Source organism: Phytopseudomonas argentinensis, from assembly GCF_900113905.1.
GTDB classification, from domain to species: domain Bacteria; phylum Pseudomonadota; class Gammaproteobacteria; order Pseudomonadales; family Pseudomonadaceae; genus Aquipseudomonas; species Aquipseudomonas argentinensis.
Genome location: NZ_FORC01000001.1, coordinates 1,476,031 through 1,492,041, shown reverse-complemented (window position 1 = coordinate 1,492,041; position 16,011 = coordinate 1,476,031). Strand labels below are relative to the sequence as shown.

Here is a 16,011-nt window from a genome sequence, read left to right as displayed (position 1 = left end):
AGTCTCGGAAAGCCGCTTGCGGCTAACGCACTTTAGTGCGGCTCCGAATGGAGCGAGCAAAGCGAGTAATGCTCATGTACACCAGTACAGTCGCCCGCGACTCCGACCGTTCCTCGCCTGCTTTCGCCTTGCATGACTCTAGCTCGCGAGCTCGTGAACAGGTTCCCGGTTTCATACCGCTACACCCGGCGCGCGGCTAGTCCGCGCGCTGTCATGTTGGTAACTCAACGGGTAGACACTCACCGTGGCTAAACAGAAGAAAGCCCAGTGGCCCTGGCACCTGCTGACCGGTCTGATCCTGGTCCTTGGTGTTCTGGCGATCTGGTACAGCACCTCGCTGATCTCCTATGAATGGCGCTGGAATCGCGTTCCCCAGTACTTCGCCTACCACGCCGAACAAGCGCAGCGCGCGGCTGACTACGGCAGCGTCGAGAGCATCAGCCGCCAGGGCAGCGACGCCCTGGTTACCCTGAGCGTTGAGGGTGGCGAACAGCAGCAGCTCACGGTGGCCAGCGACAGCCTGCAACTGAGCGAAGGCGACGACGTGGCCGAGGGCGATGTGATTGGCGTCACCCGTCACTGGGCCGCCGGGCCGCTGCTCTGGGGCCTCTGGACCACCCTGTGGATCTCCGTGGCGGCCGGGGTGTTCGGCCTGCTGATCGGTCTGGTCACCGGCCTGTGCCGGCTCTCGGCCAACCCGACGCTGCGCCACCTGTCGACGGTCTATGTCGAGCTGGTACGCGGCACGCCGCTGCTGGTGCAGATATTCATCTTTTACTTCTTTATCGGCACGGTGCTCAACCTGTCCCGCGAGTTCGCCGGTGTGGCGGCGCTGGCACTTTTTACCGGCGCCTACGTCGGCGAGATCGTGCGTGCCGGCGTGCAATCCATCGTCCGCGGTCAGGACGAGGCGGCCCGCTCCCTGGGCCTCAGTGCTGCGCAGTCGATGCGCCACGTGATTCTGCCGCAGGCGTTCAAGCGCGTGCTGCCGCCGCTGGCCGGGCAGTTCATCAGCCTGGTCAAGGACACCTCGCTGGTCTCGGTGATCGCCATCACCGAGCTGACCAAAAGCGGCCGCGAAGCCATTACCACCTCGTTCTCCACGTTCGAGATCTGGTTCTGCGTCGCGGCCCTGTACCTGGTGATCAACCTGCCGCTGTCGCAGATCGCCAACCGCCTGGAACGGAGGCTCGCGCAAAGTGATTGAAGTCCGTGATCTGATCAAGGTGTTCGACGCCCGTGGCCAGCAGGTGCGCGCCGTCGACGGCGTGACCACCCAGGTGGCGCGCGGCGAGGTACTGGTGGTGATCGGCCCGTCCGGCTCCGGCAAGTCAACCTTCCTACGCTGCCTCAACGGCCTGGAAGAACTGGACGAAGGCTCGGTGAGCATCGACGGCCTGGACCTCGCCAACCCGAAGACCGATATCAACGCCTACCGCCGCGAGGTCGGCATGGTGTTCCAGCACTTCAACCTGTTCCCGCACATGACCGTGCTGGAGAACCTGTGCCTGGCGCAGAAAGTCGTGCGCAAGCGCGGCAAGGCCGAGCGCGAAGCCAAGGCCCGGGCGCTGCTCGACAAGGTCGGCATCGGCCAGAAGGCCGGTGAGTTTCCGTCGCGCCTGTCCGGCGGCCAGCAGCAGCGCGTGGCCATCGCCCGTGCGCTGTGCATGGACCCCAAGGTGATGCTGTTCGACGAGCCGACCTCGGCACTCGACCCGGAAATGGTCGGCGAGGTGCTCGACGTGATGAAGCAGCTGGCCGTGGAAGGCATGACCATGGTCTGCGTCACCCACGAGATGGGCTTCGCCCGCGAAGTGGCCGACCGGGTGCTGTTCTTCGATCACGGCAAGCTGCTCGAAGATGCGCCGCCTGCCGAATTCTTCGCCCAGCCGAAGGATCCGCGGGCCCAGGCGTTTTTGCGGCAGGTTCTGTAGCAAACAGGCCTGGGCCGCTCTAAGGCAGAAGCGGACGGTGAGTAAAGCTATTGTGGGAGAGGCTTTAGCCTCGAGTTTTCTGGACAGCTCGCTGCGCATGCTTGAGCAGTGGTTTGCCATCGTTATCGCATTGCTCTTTCGTTCGGTTCCGCTCTGTCGAGCGGGTTTCTTTTGGCATCGCCCGGATGGCCGGCCCCGCCAAAAGAAACCAAAAGGTCTAGCCCCGACATCCGGCCCCAGCTTCGCTGGGGTTCCCTCGTTCCATCATTGTTCCGGGGGCCGGCCTGGAAGGGCCATCCATGGCCCATCAGGCCTCTCGCCGCATCCATGCGGCTCGTCCCCCTGCACAATGATTCCACTCGGCCTCCTGGAGGGGCGCTTGGTAGCGCCTGATAATTCTGTGGCATGAGGAGCACCCAAAAGCCAAAGCGGCCGAACGGCCGCTTTCGCCACGTTGCGGCCCCTCAGGTGCCGCGTCGAACACGCATTGCCCCGGCAGGTTTCCAGAACCATTCAGGCCTGGCCAAGTCCCAATGTTCTCCCTTCGATATGAGGACGTTAAGGCGTGAAAACCGTTCTAGCCCTGTTGGCCGCTGCCATCACCCTGCCTGCGATGGCCGACCAGCCGACTCTCTACGGTCGCTACGAGTACATCCAGCTTCCCCAGCTCGGCCAGACCCTCAAGGCCAAGATGGACACCGGTGCCATGACCGCCTCGCTGTCGGCCCGCGATATTGAGCAGTTCGAGCGTGATGGCGAGGACTGGGTGCGTTTCCGCCTGGCCGTCGATGACGCTGGCGATCAGCTCTTCGAGAAGCCCCTGGCCCGCGTCACCGAAATCAAGAACCGCGCCGAGGAGGGCAGCTCCGTCGAGCCTTCCTACTCAGCGCGCCCGGTGGTCAACATGGACATCTGCCTGGGTGAGGAAAGGCGCAACATCGAGGTCAATCTCACCGACCGCAGCCATTTCGACTACCCGCTGCTGATCGGTGCCAGTGCCATCCGCAAGCTGGATGCGGCCATCGATCCCGCCAATCGCTATACCGCCGAACGCCCCAACTGCTGATTTGCACAGGCTGCGCATTGCTTTCGCGCAGTCCGGTGTGATTCTTGCCTCGAAATGGCACATTGCCACGGCATTCTGGACCGTGGCGCATGTCCGAGGTGAAGTATGTGGGGTTTGCTCAAACCGGGTATACGCATGCTGGAGTGCGTGAGTTTCGCCCGCAAGTTTCAGTTGCTGTTCGTGCTGTTCGTCATCCCGCTGGGTTATGCGCTCTGGGTGATGACCAGCAGCAACCTGGCGCATATCGAAGTGCTGGGCAGCGAGATAGATGGCATGCATGGCGTGCAGGCGTTGAGCGCGGTCGAGCAGGAATTGCACCAGCAACGTTTTCTGCTGGCGCGCTGGAAGGGTAATGACAAGGCGGCCGAAGCGCTGTTGCGTGAGCGCAGCGGCGAGCTTGGCGAAGCCCTGGCGGCCGCTGCCGAAAAGGTAAAGCTGACGCCGAGCGAGGAAACCGGTCGCCAGCTCGAGGCCCTGCAAGCCTCGGTGGCTGAACTGGATCTCGCCGTGCTGGGTAAAATGGCCCTGCTCGACGCCCTCGAGCGTTACCAAAAAACACTGTCCCTGCTCACCGTGCTACGTGAGCAGGTCGCCACTGACAGCGGCCTGATCCTCGATCCATTCCTCGACACCTACCTGATGATGGAGCAGCTGACGCAGACCCTGCCGCGCCTGTCGGACAATCTGGGCAACTTCGCCAGCCAGGGTTACGGCTCGCTGGTGGCGCAACACTTCACTCTGCAGAACCGCGTGGCGGTGCGTGACCTGCGCCGTTCGCTGGAACAAGCTGGTGCACAGATCGCCAAATCGCGCACCGCTTTGCAGCAGGCTTCGCCGCGGGCCATGCAAACCCTGCAGCAGCCCTACGCCCAGGTCGAGGAAGGCCTGCAGAAGTTTCTCGCCGAGATCGACCGCGACATGTTCGAGGCCAGCCCCATGGTGCTGCAGCCTGCCCAGTTCGTGCAGCAGGTGCAGGCGCTGCAGGAAAGCGTGAGCGTTCTGCGGCAGGCGGTGTATGAGCAGTTCAACGCCAATATCGGCGACTATCAGGGCAAGGCCCGCCGGGACATGCTGCATACCACGCTGATTTTCGCCGTGCTCACCTTGCTGGCGCTGTACCTGCTGCTGTGCCTCAACGCCTCCATTCGCCGCAGCACTGCCGGCATCATCCAGGCCGCCGAGGGCCTGCGTGACGGCGACCTGCGGGTGCGCATGCAGGTGCATGGTGCCGATGACCTGGCGGCGATCGCCACGGCCCTGAATAGCGCCGTTGGCCAATTGCGCGATTCCATGCAGGGCGTCGGCCGCGAAGGGCAGAGCCTCGACGAGACCGTGCGCAATCTAGGGAACCAGGCTGCGGGCTCATTGAGTGCGGTGGAGCAGCAGCAGGCGCAGATGAGCCAGATTGCCACCGCCGCTACGCAGATGGCCGCCACTGCCCAGAGCGTGGCGCAGAGTTGCGAGCAGGCCGCCCAGGAAGCCGGGCAGACCCGCGAGATCGCCAACCAGAGCAACCAGCGCAGTGCCCGCACCAGTGCCAGCATGCGCGAGCTCAGTGAGCGCCTGGCCGGCAGCGCGCAGACCTTGCAGAAGCTGCGTCAGCAGACCGAGCAGATCACCCGGGTGGTCGACGTGATCAAGGGCATCGCCGAACAGACCAACCTGCTGGCCCTCAACGCGGCCATCGAGGCGGCGCGCGCTGGCGAGCAGGGTCGCGGCTTTGCGGTGGTCGCTGACGAAGTGCGCTCGCTGTCGCAACGCACCCAGAATTCCACGGCAGAGATTGCCCAGACCGTCGGTGACCTGCACAAGGTCGTGGGCCAGTCCGTCGCCGAGATGGAGCAGGCCATGCATCAGGCCGAGGGCGATGTGGGTAATGTACTGGCCATGAGTGCAGATCTCGACGGCATCGTCGAGTCGGTACAGCGGGTCAGCGACCGCCTGGCGCAGATCGCCACCGCTGCCGAGCAACAGGCGGCCACCGCCGACGAGGTGAGCGGCAATATCCAGCAGGTCGATCAGGCCGCCAGTGAATTGCTCAGCGGCGCGCGGATGGTCAGCGAAGCCAGTGAACAACTGCGCCGCGGTAGTGAAACCCTGTCGCGTAACACCGGCCGTTTCCGGGTGGAATAAGTGCGCAAGCAGTGGTTGATCAATAAATGAACGATCCTTCGCAGGCCGCTATTTCAGTGGCCTGCAAGGAGTCATCTTCAGGTTGTCCACAGGCTCATGCACGCCCTTTGTGCATGAATGCTTCGTCTCCTTCGCTGTATTCTTTCACGCCTGCTTCAGTGAGGAAAGTCAAGTAATACAGCAGGTTGGAGTGATTCTGCAGAGTGCTGTTCAATAACTGATCAGATAGCGGAATGCCACGGTCGGCGTGGCTTTCGAGGTTCGATACCGTGTTTATCCACAGAATCTTCCACGGCTATTGTGTATAGCGCGCTGATTCAAGCCGCGAGTGCTACATAATCAGCTCCGTTCCTTGTGGAAACATAAATTTTAGGTAGCGTTCGTGCGTTGGTCAGTTAATGATCAGCGTGCCAGAAGGCCCGTCTGTTATGGGCTGCAGCCGATCATGCAAAGGTTATCCACAAAGTGTTCCACTCAAGTTGTGTATTGTCCCCAGTGCTTTGTCGTTATTGCATCTCTTGACAAAGTTCTTTTGATAACAGCGCTTAGTCAAGATTTATTCTGTGAGTAAATGGTTGATCAAATAATGTTCAGGCTATCCAAAGCCGCGGTTTCAGACGCGTGCAGCTCTTAGCTCCAAGCTTATCCACAGAATGATCCACCTGTTTTGTGCATGAGTGGCGGTGCCTGTGCGCTATTGACGCTGGCCACGGCCTCGCGCAGGCTCCGCAACCCACGTGTGCTGCAAGGATGCCAATAATGGCGACTGTCCTGATTGTTGAAGATGAAGCGGCAATCGCCGACACGCTGATCTATGCCCTGCAGGCCGAGGGCTTTACCACGCGCTGGTCGACACTGGCCGGCGAAGCACTGACGTTGCTTGAGCGCGAGGCCTTCGACCTGGTGATTCTCGACGTCGGCCTGCCCGACATCAGCGGCTTCGAGGCCTGCAAGCGGTTGCGGCGCTTCTCCGATGTGCCGGTGATGTTCCTGACTGCGCGCAATGACGAGATCGACCGCGTGGTGGGGCTGGAAATCGGCGCGGATGATTACGTGGTCAAGCCCTTCAGTCCGCGGGAAGTGGCGGCGCGGGTCAAGGCCATTCTCAAGCGCGTGGCGCCCCGCGAGCCGGTGGCCGCCAAGCCCAATGAAGGTCCGTTCCGCCTCGACATCGAGCGGGTGCGCATCGACTACCACGGCCAGCCTCTGAGCCTGACCCGCCTCGAATTCCAGTTGCTGCATTGCCTGCTCGGCCAGCCCGAGCGGGTGTTCAGCCGCGAACAATTGCTCGATGCGCTGGGTGTCGCGGCGGACGTGGGTTACGAGCGTAATATCGACAGCCATATCAAGAGCCTGCGCGCCAAGCTGCGCCAGGTCGCGCCCCAGGCCGAGGCGATCCAGACCCACCGCGGGCTGGGTTACAGCCTGCGCCTCGAATAGCGCCATGCCCAGCCTTCAGGAGGCCTGCTGATGCCGCTTGGTGTACGTATCTTTTTGGCCTACTTCCTGTTCGTCGGCCTGTCCGGCTGGTTCGTGCTGAGCACGGTGATGGACGAGATCCGGCCCGGCGTACGTCAGTCCACCGAGGAAACCCTAGTCGATACCGCACATCTGCTGGCGGTGCTGTTGCGTGAAGAGGTACGCGAAGGTCGCCTCGCCCAGGGGCAACTGCCCGAATTGCTCAAGGCCTATGGCCAGCGCCAGCCGGGCGCGCAGATCTGGGGTGTAGCGAAGAACCAGGTCAACCACCGCATCTATGTCACCGACGCCAACGGCATTGTGCTGCTCGACTCCAGCGGTCTGGCGGTGGGTCAGGATTATTCGCGCTGGAACGACGTCTACCTGACCCTGCGTGGTCGCTACGGTGTGCGCTCGACCCGCGAAGACCCGAACGATCCGGACTCCTCGGTGATGTACGTGGCCGCGCCGATCGTCGACGGCGAGCGCATTCTTGGCGTGGTGTCGGTGGCCAAGCCCAACCGCACCCTGCAGCCCTATATCGAGCGTTCGCAGCGGCGCCTCGGCTGGCTGGGTGGCGGGTTGATCGGCCTGGGCCTGCTGGTCGGTGGCTTGCTCAGCTGGTGGCTCAGCGGTTCGCTGCGCCGTTTGACCCGTTATGCACAGGCGGTCAGCGAAGGCCAGCGTGCCGAGTTGCCCCAGGTACGGGGCGGCGAGCTCGGGCAACTGGCCCAGGCGGTGGAGCGCATGCGCACCGAGCTGGAGGGCAAGGCCTATGTCGAGCGTTACGTGCATACCCTGACCCATGAACTGAAGAGCCCGCTGGCGGCGATCCGCGGCGCCGCCGAGTTGCTGGAAGGCGAGATGCCCGAAGCCCAGCGTCAGCGCTTCGTGGCCAATATCGGCGAAGAAGGCGAGCGCCTGCAGAACCTGGTCGAGCGCCTGCTGCACCTGGCCCAGGTCGAGCAGCGCCAGGGCCTCGAAGAACGCGTCGCCGTACCGTTGCAGCCGATGATCGACGAGCTGGTGCACGCCCAGATGGCACGAATCGAACAGCGCCAGGTGCAGGTGGATAACCGCGTCGACGCCTCGCAGATCGCGCTCGGCGAGCGTTTCCTGCTGCGCCAGGCGCTAAGCAACCTGCTCGACAATGCGCTGGATTTCACTCCGCGTGGTGGCTTGATTCGCTTCGCTTGCGAGGCGGATGAGCAGTCCCTGCAACTGTGTCTGTTCAATCAGGGGCCGGCCATTCCCGACTACGCCTTGGCGCGCCTCACCGAGCGTTTCTATTCCCTGGCGCGCCCGGCTACTGGGCGCAAGAGCACCGGCCTGGGGCTCAACTTCGTACAGGAGGTGGCGCAACTGCATGGTGCGGCGCTGAGCATCGCCAACGTCGATGATGGCGTGGAGGTGCGCTTGAGCTTCCCGCGCTAGGCGCCGTGGCTGCGACCTCGGCGATGCTGGCGGCGACTTGTCGCAAACAGGATGCGTACAGATGCCCGCACTTTGGCTATTCTGAAGCCGTTCGCCAATCTACCGGGACAGGAAGACGCGCATGAAAAAGACCGTGGCTGAAGTGCTCAAGAGCAAGCCGATATCCAACGTTTACAGCGTCACGCCCGACAGCAGCGTGTTTGCTGCGATGAAACTGATGGCCGAGAAGGGCATTGGCGCCTTGGTGGTGCTCGAGGGCGAGCGACTGGCCGGCATCGTCAGCGAGCGTGACTACGTGCGCAAGGTTGCGGTGCAGGAACGCCCGCCAGCCAACCTGAAAGTCAGCGACATCATGACCGGCAAGGTCATTACCGTGACGCCAGGCGAAGATGCCCGGCATTGCATGGAACTGATGACCAACGGTCGTCTACGCCATCTGCCCGTCGTCGAAGACGGCCGCCTGATCGGCCTGCTGTCGATCGGTGACCTGGTCAAGGACATCATCAGCCATCAGGAAAACCTGATTCAGCATCTGGAACAGTACATCCGCGGTGAATGATTCAGCGGCTGCACGAGCAGCCGCTTTGCCAGGTCACCATCCTCTGGCCTAGCCTCGCACGGCTCCATAATCCCTTGTAAATCCCCACACAAATTCCATCTGCGCTCCATGCTGCCTCCACCCGGCCTGGCCAGACTGCGTGCATCCCAACTGCACGGAGCGCTGTGCCATGAACCGAAGCCTGCTATTCAAACTGGGCACCATTGCCCTGTTGATTCTGCTGTTGATGATCCCCCTGTTGTTGATCAATGGCCTGGTCAACGAGCGCCAGAGCGCGCGCGATGATGTGCTGCGCGATATCGCCCGCAGCTCCAGCTATGCCCAGCAGATCACCGGGCCGATCATGGTGGTGCCGTATCGCAAGAAGGTACTGACCTGGAAAACCCGCAAGGACAGTGACGAGCGCTACCAGGAGGAGTCGATCGAGCAGGGCCGCCTGTACTTCCTGCCCGAACGCTTCACCGTCGATGGCGACGTGCGCACCGAGCTGCGTTACCGCGGCATCTACCAGGCGCGCCTGTACCACAGTGATAGCCAGGTCAGCGGCGAGTTCAAGGTGCCGGCCAACTACGGCATCAGCGACGTCGATGCCTACCGGTTCGGCGAGCCCTTCATCGCAGTCGGCATCAGCGATGTGCGTGGCATCGGCAACGACCTCAAGCTGCAGCTCAATGGCGCCAGCCTGAGTTTCGAACCAGGCAGCGGCGATGACAGCTTCGGCAGTGGTGTGCATGTGGCGCTGCCGGCACACGACAGCCGCGACGAGCAGACCTACGCCTTCGCCTTCGACCTCAAGCTGCAGGGCACCGAGCAACTGAGCATCACCCCGGTCGGCCGTGAAAGCCAGGTCACCCTGCGTTCAGACTGGCCGCACCCGAGTTTCGTCGGCGAGTTCCTGCCCAGCCAGCGCGAGGTGAGCGAGCAGGGCTTTACTGCCAAGTGGCAGACCAGCTTCTTCGCCACCGACATGCAGGATGCCCTGAGCAGCTGCGTCAGCGGTTCCTGCTCGGTGATGCAGAGCCGTGCATTCGGCGTGAGCTTCATCGATCCGGTGGACCAGTACCTCAAGGCCGACCGGGCGATCAAGTACGCGCTGCTGTTCATCACCCTGACCTTCGCGGTGTTCTTTCTCTTCGAAGTGCTCAAGCGCATGGCTGTGCACCCGGTGCAGTACGCCCTGGTGGGCCTGTCCATGGCGCTGTTCTACCTGCTGCTGCTGTCGCTTTCCGAGCACCTGGGCTTCGCCGTCGCCTACGGCCTGTCCGCCCTGGGCTGCGTGGCGCTGAACAGCTTCTACGTCAGCAGTGTGTTGCGTAGCTGGCTACGCGGCGCTGCCTTCGGTGGCTTGCTGGCCGCACTGTACGGGCTGCTCTACGGGTTGCTCAGCGCCGAGGACTACGCCCTGCTGATGGGCTCGCTACTGGTGTTCGGCGTGCTGGGCTGCGTGATGGTGCTGACCCGCAAGCTCGACTGGTATGGCGTCGGCCGCCCGGCCTCCAGCGCCCCCCTAAATTCCTGATCCTTTACAGGGGCGTGCCAGGCGCACGCCCCCTGGAGACTGCCATGCGCGTCCTACTGCAATTTTCTGCCTGTTTCTTCCTCGGCCTGTGCATCGCCGGTGTGTTGCTGATCGGCATGATGTTCGTCGGCCGCTTCGACTGGATCGAGCTGATGATGCTCACCGGCTGGCCTTTCGCTCAGCTTGGCCTGCACCTGCTGCCCGAGCCGTTCTGGAACGGCCTGACCGGCGTGACCAATGCCGTGGCCAACAGCTCGGTGCAATCGTTCCTGCAACTGTGCGTGGCCATGGCGCAGACCGCCCTGCTGTTCGCCCTGGGCTTCTTTCGCCTGTGGTACCGGCGATGAGCGGGCGCGTCGGGCTGCGCGAGGAGCGCCAGGCCGGACGGCAGCTGGCGCGTTTCATCGCCCAGTTGTTTCCCGCGCCGGAGCCGCTGTGCCGCGATAACCGACGGTTACTGAGGCAGGTTGCGCGGGCATAGACATGGATCAATGGATGGTCGGGCCGGGGTTTCTAGAATCGCCGGCCCTGCTTTTTTCCGCGAGCTCGTTCCGCCATGTCCAGCCAACCGTTTCGTCCCGAACTGCTGTCGCCGGCGGGCAGCCTGAAGAACATGCGCTACGCATTCGCCTACGGCGCTGATGCGGTGTATGCCGGGCAGCCACGCTACAGCCTGCGGGTGCGCAACAACGAGTTCGATCACGCCAACCTGGCCCAGGGCATTCGTGAGGCGCACGTGCTGGACAAGCGCTTCTACGTAGTGGTCAACATCGCACCGCACAACGCCAAGCTGAAGACCTTTCTCGACGATCTGCAGCCGGTGATCGACATGGCGCCGGACGCACTGATCATGTCCGACCCCGGGCTGATCATGCTGGTGCGCGGCCGTTATCCGCAGATGCCCATCCACCTCTCGGTGCAGGCCAACGCGGTGAACTGGGCCAGCGTGGCGTTCTGGCAGGGGCAAGGCCTGGAACGGGTGATCCTGTCACGGGAGCTGTCGCTCGGCGAGATCGAGGAGATCCGCACCCAGGTGCCGGACATGGAGCTGGAAGTGTTCGTCCACGGTGCGCTGTGCATGGCCTATTCGGGGCGCTGCCTGCTGTCCGGCTACCTCAACCGCCGCGACCCCAACCAGGGCGCTTGCACCAACGCCTGCCGCTGGCAGTACGACGTCAAGGCGGCGGGCGAAAACGAACTGGGCGAGATCGTCCGGGTGGTCGAGCCGACGCTGGGCATCGGCGCACCGAGCGAGCAGGTGTTCGTGCTCCAAGACGGCGAGCAGCAGATGCCGATCTTCGAGGACGAGCACGGCACCTACATCATGAACTCCCGGGATCTGCGCGCCGTGCAGCACGTCGAGCAGTTGGTGAAGATGGGCGTGCACTCGCTAAAGATCGAAGGGCGCACCAAGAGCCATTACTACTGCGCCCGCACCGCCCAGGTGTACCGCCAGGCCATAGACGACGCGCTGGCCGGCCGGCCCTTCGACCGTGGGCTGATGGACAGCCTGGAATCACTCGCCCACCGCGGCTACACCGAAGGCTTCCTGCGTCGCCATGTGCACGACGAATACCAGAACTATCAGCACGGCAGCTCGCTGTCCGATCGCCAGCAGTTCGTTGGTGAGCTGACTGGCCAGCGCCGTGGCGAACTGGCCGAAGTACGGGTGAAGAACCGTTTCTCGGTGGGCGACGGCATGGAGCTGATGACGCCTGAGGGTAACCGGCGTTTCACCCTGGAGCATCTGGAAAGCCGCTCCGGCGATGCGGTTGGCGTGGCCCCCGGCGATGGCCACGTGGTGTACCTGCCGGTGCCGCCCGAAGTGGATCTGCGCTTTGCGCTGCTGATGCGCGACTTGTAGTGCGACGTCGCCCTTCCTGGGTATCGCTGCGCTCAACCGCAGGCTACGAACCGGCGAACAATCCCGTAGCCCGGAACGGTCTGTGACTAGAGCGAATGTCCCTGCAAGCGCTGCCGCCAGCTCTTCAGGCGCTGCTCCAGCGCCTTGAGGCTGTCGGCCTGTTGCTTGCGCGCGCGGCTGAACAGGATCAGCGCCAGTTCGGCGGTCACCAGGGCATCGGCGCTGGCGTGGTGGCGCTGGCCGACCTGCAGGCCGAAGTGCGCGGTCCAGTCATCCAGGCCGCCGTTGCGGATCTCCGCCTGTGGGCAGAGCATGGGCGCCATTTCGGCGACGTCGTAGAAAGGGTGGCGCAGGCGCAGGTTGAGGGTGTCCTTGAGGGCGCGGGCCAGCATGCGCTGGTCGAAGCCGGCGTGAAAGGCCAGCAGCGGGCTGTCGCCGAGAAACTCCATGAACGCCAGCAGCGCTTCGGCGGGCTCGATGCCGGCGGCGATAGCGCTGGGCGCCAGGCCGTGGATCAGCACGCTGGCGCTGACGGTGTGGCCGTCGCGGTGCAGGGTGCACTCGAACTGTTCACCGAGCTGGATGGCGCCGTTGTCGATGACCACCGCGCCAATCGACAGCACTTGGTCGCGCCTGAGGTCCAGGCCACTGGTTTCCAGATCGAGCACCACCAGGCGTTGTTGCCCCAGGGGCGTGTCATCCGCCGGCCGCGGTGCCGGCAAGGCGGCGCAGCGTTGCTGCTGGTCGGCGGGCAGGGCGGGGCGGCGGCGGGTCAGCCAGGCGAGTGCGTTCATAGTTGATAGCGTAGCCCCAGGCTGGTTTGCAGACGCTGGGCCTGACGGAAGGATTCACGCAGGATGCGCCGGTCCAGATGGTTGAGACTGTCCGGGTCGAGGCGGTTGGAGTAGGGCTGCGACTGGCGCGCCTGCAATTGATGCTGTTGCAGGCGGGTCTGCTGAATGAAGTGGTAAGCCTCCTCGTAGGCGGCGCCATCCAGCGGGTCGATCACCCCGCGCTCGATCAACTCGCGCAGGCGCTGCTGGGTGTTGCAGGCCTTGATGCCGTGAGCCAGCGCCAGCAGGCGGGCACCGTCGACGAAAGGCGTGAGGCCCTGGGACTTGAGGTCCAGGGTGTCTTTCTCGGCGCCACGGCGGGCCACCACGAAATCCCGGAAGCGCCCCACCGGCGGGCGTTGGCGCAGGGCGTTGTCGGCCATCATGCGCTGGAACAGACGGTTGTCGGCGATCTGCCCGAGCAGTTCGTCACGCAGGGCTTCGCAGCCGCTGGCATCGCCCCACACCGCGCGCAGGTCAAAGTAAATGGTCGAGGCCAACAGGTTTTCCGGCGAGGCTTCGCGGATGAACCCGGCGAAGCGCCGCGACCATTCCTGGCGCGACAGGCACAGCTGCGGGTTGCCGGCCATGATATCGCCCTTGCACAGGGTGAAGCCGCAGCGCGCCAGGCGCTCGTTGATCTCCATGGCCAGGGGCAGCAGGCGCCCGCGGATCTCGGCGGCCTGCACGTTGCCCTCGGCCTCGAAGAGGATGCCGTTGTCTTGATCGGTATGCAGGGTCTGCTCGCGCCGCCCTTCGCTGCCAAAGCACAGCCAGGTGAAGGGCACGCCCGGATCGCCCATATCCTCGAGGGTCAGTTCGATCACCCGGCACACGGTGTGGTCGTTGAGCAGGGTGATGATATGGGTGATCTGACTGGCGCTGGCGCCGTGGGCGAGCATGCGGTCGACCAGCTGGCGCACGTCCTCGCGCAGCGCGGTGAGGGTTTCCACCCGGCCGGCGTGGCGAATGGTGCGCGCCAGGTGCACCAGGTCGACGCGCTGCAGGGAGAACAGATCGCGTTCGGAGACCACGCCGCACAGCTTGCCCTGTTCCACCAGGCAGACGTGGGCGATATGCCGCTCGGTCATGGCGATGGCGGCATCGAAGGCGCTGGCACTGGGCGGCAGGTGGAACGGCGCCTGGGTCATCAGGCTGCTGATCGGTTGCTCCAGGGAGCTGCCGTCGGCCACCGCGCGGCGCAGGTCGCGCAGGGTGAAGATGCCTTGTGGGCGCAGGCCGGGGTCGACGATGACGATGCTGCCGACCTGCTGCTCGTGCATCTGCCGCACCGCTTCACGCAGCGGCAGGTCGGGGGCGCAGGAAATCGGTTGGCGCATGGCCAGCTCGCCCAGCCGGGTGTCGAGCGAGTACTGCGAGCCGAGGGTTTCCACGGCGCGCATCTGCACCTGTTGGTTGACCTGGTCGAGCAGGCTGCTGACCCCGCGCAGGGCGAAGTCGCGCAGCGGCGTGGACTGGCCGAACAGCCGGGCGAAAGCGGCCTTGTCGAGCAGCAGGCAGAAGGTGTCTTCGGCCGCCAGGTGCGCGGTGCGGGTGGCACGCTCGCCGATCAGCGCAGCCATGGGAAAGCATTCGCCGCTGGTGATCTCGAAGGTGGTTTGCGTGCCACGCCGCGCCGAGTGCGGGCGCTGTCCGTGCACGCGGCCCTGCTTGACGATGTACAGGTGCTGCACCGGGCCGTCGTCCGGATGGATGATCACTTCGTCTTCGCCGTAGAAACGCAGTTGGCAGTGCTCGACCAGGTAGGCGAGGTGCGCGCTGTCCATCTGGTTGAATGGCGGGAATTTCTGCAGAAACTCCATGGTGCCGTGCACGTTCTGGCGTACCGCTGTCTTGCCGGCCTGGACGAAGTCGTCGGCTGGTTTCATCGCGCGTGTTCCTTTTGTTCTTGTAGCGGCATGCTGGCGAGCCGTGCCGGGATTCGACATAGGACATAAGTCTAGGCGACTTGATCGCCGGGCAGATTATGCCGGCCTGCGGTGAACCTCTCACCTCGATTGGCGTCCTGATGTGTCTGAGACGCGTTTTTCAGGCCGTCATCCCTTTCAGGCACAGAGGAGACCTCACCCATGAGTGGCAGCATTCTGCGTCACGCCTTGGCGCTCGGCACCAGCATCCTGCTGAGCTGCGGCGTCGCCAGCGCGCAAACCAAGCCGGTCGAGCTGATCGGCATCAACGTCGCGGGCGCGGGATTCGCCAGCTCGGTGCTTCCCGGCAAGCACGGCACCAACTTCTTTTTCCCGCCCAAAGGTTATTACGAGAAGTGGCAGCAGAAGGGCATCAGCTGGGTGCGCTTTTCCTTCATCTGGGAGCGGCTGCAGCCGGAGGCCAATGGCGAGTTCGATGAGACCTACGCCAAGCTGATCGACAAGACCCTGGATGAAGCGCAGCAGGCCGGCATCGAAGTGATGCTCGACGTGCACAACTATGGCCGCTACTACGGCAAGGTGATCGGCACCGACGACGTACCCATTGCCGCCTACCAGAACCTGATGGAGCGTATCGCCAAGCGCTGGGGCAAGCACCCGGCGGTGTATTCCTACGATCTGATGAACGAGCCCTACGGCGCGGCCAACAAGTACTGGCCGCAAGTGGCCCAGGCCGGTATCGACGGGGTGCGCAAGTACGATTCGAAGAACGATATCTACGTCGAAGGCGCCGAGTATTCGTCGGCATTGCGCTGGCCCAAACTCAACGACAACCTGCTCGACCTGAAGGACCCGGCCGACAAGCTGATCTATTCGGCGCACATGTACATCGACCCGGATGCCAGCGGTCTCTACAAGACCGCCCTGGCGCCGAACCTGGATCCGCAGATCGGCGTCAAACGCCTCGAGCCCTTCGTCAACTGGCTGATCGAGCACAACAAGAAAGGCCATATCGGCGAGTTCGGCGTGCCGGCCGAAGACGAGAGCGGCCTCAAGGCGCTGGACCAGACCCTCGCCTACCTGCAGAAGCACTGCATCCCCTTCGCCTACTGGGCCGCCGGGCCGTCGTGGGGCAAGAACAAGCTTTCGGTCGAGCCGGTCAAGGGCGTGGATCGTCCGCAATGGGCGGTGCTGCAGAAGTACCTGGGCGGTGGCAACTGCACCAGCATCGGCCCGGGAACCTGAAGCACGGGTTGATGCTCTGATCAGCGTGGCGGCGCTCGAGTCGCCGCCATCGCTCTCACGCCGACCTGATTCAAGGA

The 16,011-nt window shown here is 63.7% G+C and carries 13 protein-coding genes; 11 read left to right on the top strand and 2 right to left on the bottom strand.

The annotated features are described in order from the left end of the window. Window positions 1–244 precede the first annotated feature (244 nt). The 10 genes from BM154_RS06750 (at window position 245) to trhP (ending at window position 11,967) form a co-directional block, all read left to right on the top strand. Window positions 245–1,207, top strand: coding sequence for an amino acid ABC transporter permease (locus BM154_RS06750; RefSeq protein ID WP_074881572.1), 963 nt, complete (start codon window positions 245–247; stop codon window positions 1,205–1,207). Continuing rightward, window positions 1,200–1,934, top strand: coding sequence for an amino acid ABC transporter ATP-binding protein (locus BM154_RS06745; protein ID WP_073263853.1), 735 nt, complete (start codon window positions 1,200–1,202; stop codon window positions 1,932–1,934). Before BM154_RS06750 ends, BM154_RS06745 begins: the two co-directional genes overlap by 8 nt. Before the next feature lie 565 nt (window positions 1,935–2,499). Beyond that, a complete protein-coding gene (gene rloA2 / locus BM154_RS06740; RefSeq protein WP_074881571.1) occupies window positions 2,500–3,000 on the top strand; it encodes a retropepsin-like aspartic peptidase RloA2 in 501 nt (166 codons plus the stop codon). 105 nt (window positions 3,001–3,105) lie between these two features. Then, window positions 3,106–5,133, top strand: coding sequence for a methyl-accepting chemotaxis protein (locus BM154_RS06735; protein WP_074881570.1), 2,028 nt, complete (start codon window positions 3,106–3,108; stop codon window positions 5,131–5,133). 759 nt (window positions 5,134–5,892) lie between these two features. Further along, a complete protein-coding gene (gene creB, locus BM154_RS06730; RefSeq protein WP_074881569.1) occupies window positions 5,893–6,573 on the top strand; it encodes a two-component system response regulator CreB in 681 nt (226 codons plus the stop codon). Between the two features lie 30 nt (window positions 6,574–6,603). After that, complete coding sequence (creC, locus tag BM154_RS06725; RefSeq protein WP_074881568.1) at window positions 6,604–8,025, top strand: two-component system sensor histidine kinase CreC; 1,422 nt, start codon at window positions 6,604–6,606, stop codon at window positions 8,023–8,025. A 121-nt stretch (window positions 8,026–8,146) separates the two neighbouring features. Next, a complete protein-coding gene (locus BM154_RS06720; protein ID WP_074881567.1) occupies window positions 8,147–8,584 on the top strand; it encodes a CBS domain-containing protein in 438 nt (145 codons plus the stop codon). 169 nt (window positions 8,585–8,753) lie between these two features. After that, complete coding sequence (gene creD / locus BM154_RS06715; RefSeq protein WP_074881566.1) at window positions 8,754–10,103, top strand: cell envelope integrity protein CreD; 1,350 nt, start codon at window positions 8,754–8,756, stop codon at window positions 10,101–10,103. A 44-nt stretch (window positions 10,104–10,147) separates the two neighbouring features. Next, window positions 10,148–10,450, top strand: a complete 303-nt coding sequence (locus tag BM154_RS06710; RefSeq protein ID WP_074881565.1) for a hypothetical protein — start codon at window positions 10,148–10,150, stop codon at window positions 10,448–10,450. Window positions 10,451–10,659: 209 nt separating this feature from the next. Next, window positions 10,660–11,967 carry a prephenate-dependent tRNA uridine(34) hydroxylase TrhP gene (gene trhP, locus BM154_RS06705; RefSeq protein WP_074881564.1) on the top strand — a complete coding sequence of 436 codons (1,308 nt, stop codon included), beginning with the start codon at window positions 10,660–10,662 and terminating at the stop codon, window positions 11,965–11,967. An 86-nt stretch (window positions 11,968–12,053) separates the two neighbouring features. Here the strand turns inward: trhP and BM154_RS06700 are convergent, their stop codons facing one another. Continuing rightward, on the bottom strand, window positions 12,054–12,761 hold the full coding sequence (locus BM154_RS06700; RefSeq protein WP_074881563.1) for a 3'-5' exonuclease: 708 nt from the start codon (window positions 12,759–12,761) through the stop codon (window positions 12,054–12,056). After that, the gene (locus BM154_RS06695) at window positions 12,758–14,689 is read right to left on the bottom strand and encodes a putative nucleotidyltransferase substrate binding domain-containing protein (protein WP_074881562.1); all 1,932 of its coding nucleotides are present in this window, start codon (window positions 14,687–14,689) and stop codon (window positions 12,758–12,760) included. The genes BM154_RS06700 and BM154_RS06695 overlap by 4 nt, the downstream gene beginning before the upstream one ends. 201 nt (window positions 14,690–14,890) lie before the next feature. Here BM154_RS06695 and BM154_RS06690 point away from each other — a divergent pair, with 201 nt between their 5' ends. Further along, the gene (locus BM154_RS06690) at window positions 14,891–15,934 is read left to right on the top strand and encodes a glycoside hydrolase family 5 protein (RefSeq protein WP_074881561.1); all 1,044 of its coding nucleotides are present in this window, start codon (window positions 14,891–14,893) and stop codon (window positions 15,932–15,934) included. The last annotated feature ends 77 nt before the right edge of the window (window positions 15,935–16,011 follow it).